3 protein-coding genes are annotated in these 3,592 nt (G+C 32.2%); all 3 read left to right on the top strand.

The features are described 5' to 3' along the window. The first annotated feature begins 304 nt into the window (after positions 1-304). Complete coding sequence (locus DOS84_RS18760) at positions 305-670, top strand: hypothetical protein (RefSeq protein ID WP_124020671.1); 366 nt, start codon at positions 305-307, stop codon at positions 668-670. Positions 671-2,043: 1,373 nt separating this feature from the next. Further along, complete coding sequence (locus DOS84_RS18750) at positions 2,044-2,538, top strand: hypothetical protein (RefSeq protein WP_111411635.1); 495 nt, start codon at positions 2,044-2,046, stop codon at positions 2,536-2,538. 163 nt (positions 2,539-2,701) lie between these two features. Beyond that, positions 2,702-3,136, top strand: coding sequence for a hypothetical protein (locus tag DOS84_RS18745; RefSeq protein WP_124020670.1), 435 nt, complete (start codon positions 2,702-2,704; stop codon positions 3,134-3,136). Positions 3,137-3,592 lie beyond the last annotated feature (456 nt).

Raw genomic sequence — 3,592 nt, 5'->3', positions numbered from 1 at the left:
ATAACACACGCTACAAGCAATTTGGGGATTTGGCTTAATGGAAAAATTGGTTTTGTATTTGGAAGATTTGGCAAATCCGAAAGATTACGCTTCCTTAATCCCAAACTGCTTGTAGCGCGGGAACGTTACAGGGCAGTTGTGCCGAAATTACGCAGATGAAAACAATTAGAAAATAAGCATTTGTTTCCGCAGAAAATTTACAAAGCAGAAGCGTGAAAATTGGAAGTCTGAAAAACTGAAGCGTGAAAGTTGAAAGTTATTTGCAGACCAGAGCGTTGGATGATAATTAACCAAAATAAACATATTGAAATCAATAATATTTTTTTTATTTTTTTGCGTGACTATAATTGCCCAGAATAAGCCAGTTGGAGAATTTAAGCATAGATGGTATTCAGATTATTGTGACCCTGGTTTTGGTTGTATTGGACAAATTTTCACTCTTCAATTAAATCAGGATAATACTTATATTTTGACCGAACATATTGAAAGCGATGCACTTGAAGAACCCAACATAATTGTTGGATTATATACTTATAATAAAGACATATTGACTTTACAAACACCAACTATTCGGGTATTTAAAGTAAATAGAAAAATGACAAAATTAAAAGCTATCGAAAAAACTAAAGCATACGGAAAAAAAGTTAGGGAAATCTATAAAAAAAGTTGATTGAAACGTGAAAACAGAAACGTGAAAGTTGGATTTTGCCAACAGATGCGTGAAAGCTTTGTGTGAAAATTGTAATTTCGACAAAGCAACCGCCCTGTAACACACGCTACAAGCAATTTGGGGATTTGGATTAATGGAAAAATTGGTTTGTATTTGGAAGATTTGGCAAATCCGAAAGATAACGCTGATTTAATCCCAAACTGCTTGTAGCGCGAGAACGTTAGCGGTCAGTTTAACAAAGCTAGAAAACATCATAATGAGAGAAAAAATCTATAAATATTCAGTTATTTCTTTTGTAATAATCAACTTTATAACATTGTATCTGTTTTATGATTTTTTAACAGAAAAGCCAGCAATGCTTCATGGAATAGGATTGTTTTTTGATTTCGGTGGGTTAATTTTTATTTCTCTTGGACTCGGAATATTTATGTTGTTGATTAGATTTTATCTTTATTACAGAAAAAAGAAAAATCACTTAAAGACTAACTTCCTTTACGTTTTTTCATTAATTTTTAGTTTAAATATCCTCATAAATTGTACAATTTGTGTCTATCTTGGCTTATTACCATTGAAAATGGAACTCGCTATAATTATTGCAGTAATATCAACTATTTCAATTTTTATGCTTACCGATATATACAAAAACAACTTTAAAGAAAATAGAATAATAAATTAGAAAAAAAACCGAACCGCTAACAGCCACTACAACGGATTTGGGCATTGGGCTTAATGGAAAGATGGTTTTGTGTTTGGAATGATTTGGCAAATTCGAAGAATGGGCTTAATTTAGTCCCAAACCCGCTGTAGTGCCAAGACGTTATGGGGCAGTTGTGCCGAAATTACGCAGGTAATTCCGATTTGAAAATGAAGTTTGTAACTCGCAGAAAATTTACAAAGCAGAAGCGTGAAAATTGGAATCGCCAGCAGAAGTCGGAAAGTTGGAATCTGACAATAAACAGACGAAAAACTGAAGCGTGAAAATTGGAACTTGCCAGCAGAAACTTGAAAATTGGAATCTGAAAAGCAGAAGCGTGAAAGTCGGAATCTGCCAGCAGAAATTTGAAAAGTTTTACGCAAAAATTAAAAGTGAATAATTGAAAATAATAAACAGAAAATTACGAGCAGAAAAACAGAAACGTGAAAATTGGATTTGCCAACAGAAGCGTGAAAACTTTGTGTGATAATTGTAATTTCGACAAAACAACCGCCCCATAACACACGCTACAAGCAATTTGGGGATTTGGCTTAATGGAAAAATTGGTTTTGTATTTGGAAGATTTGGCAAATCCGAAAGATTACGCTTCCTTAATCCCAAACTGCTTGTAGCGCGGGAACGTTAGCGGTTATGTTACCGAAGAAAATCTAATAAATTAATGAGTAGAGCCAATTCAAAAACAAAGGAAAGAGAATTTCACGAATGGAATAGAGGTTTAATTGCGAATATTGGAACTACCTCTACAATACCTTACGATATTTTATTTCACCACATTGAGAAAAAAAATATGTATGAAATAATAAATCTATTTTTTGATAATAACACAAAAATAATAGATCAATTAGACCAATGTATTCTTGAACAATTTTGGTGGCTTGACACTGAAATTATAAGCGCTCGATATTCAAAAATCAAACATCCAAACTACTATTCCGGAGAATATATATTCGACAGAAATAATGGAGAAAGAACTGTGTTAGAAGTTCGCCAACCCGATATAGATGGAAAACATTGGAAAGCCGAACATATACATATAAAACGTGGACAAATAGATCCGCAAAATATTTATGGAATAATTAAACCTACGTTTAATGAACATATTGAACTAGCAAGCGGAAAAATAAATGGTTTATTTATTATGAAAATCTTCTAAAAAACACAACCGCTAACAGCCACTACAACGGATTTGGGCATTTGGCTTAATGGAAAGTTGGTTTTGTATTTGGGATGATTTGGCAAATCCGAAGAATGGTCTTAATTTAGTCCCAAACCCGCTGTAGTGCCAGAACGTTAGGTACAAGCTAAAAGAACCTTAAGTGAAAAAAGACAGCTCTATTCAAAATATAACAATTGCGTCTGTAAAACGTTCTGCGATGGATATTGATACTTGGGAATATTCTAAAATAATTACAGCAGAAACTGAAAATAAATATATTGACTTTGAATTGGATAAAAATGAACTTCCAATCTTTGAAATAAAAAGTCAAAATAAACATACTTTAATAACAACTCGTCAAATTTTAGAAATAGGAAACAATAAGCTTAAATCAATTGATTTTGAATCGATTGATGATGTTATTTTTGGAAATTTTAAAGGCACTTTAAACAAACCAAAATTATCAATCTTTAGAATTATTGATATTTACGGAGAACAAATGGATTTTCAAATGGAAACGGGAAAAGCATCAATTGGATTAATAAAAAGTGTAAATACTGTTATGAATTTAAAAAGGGAATCCTTAAATGAATAGCAAAACTCAAAAATGCGACGAATGTAAAAGCCTTTATTTTTCAGAATCATCAGAAATGAACTCTTTATGTCCTGAATGCTCATTTTATCTGTATGGAAAGAAAAATTGCGAGCACAAATTTGAAAATGGCAGATGCATAAACTGTTATTGGAATGGAAAATCATCCAAATATGTTAATAGTTTAAAAAGTGCTAAATAGCCTGTACCTAACAGCTACTACAACGGATTTGGGCAATAGGCTTAATGGAAAGATAGTTTTGTATTTGGGATGATTTGGCAAATCCGAAGAATGGGCTTAATTTAGTCCCAAACCCGCTGTAGTACCAGAACGTTACCAGCTATACAATCACAGACTTAACCAAAAAAAAATCATTTTAAAATGAAGTTACTGATTCTTTTAATATTTATTTCTTTAAATACCTATTCTCAAAATACAATTCCTGATATCTCAGCAAG

The sequence above is a fragment of the Flavobacterium aquariorum genome (assembly GCF_003254745.1).
Lineage (GTDB): Bacteria > Bacteroidota > Bacteroidia > Flavobacteriales > Flavobacteriaceae > Flavobacterium > Flavobacterium aquariorum.
Note: the sequence above shows the minus strand (reverse complement) of the source record. Positions and strands in the feature narration are given on the sequence as shown.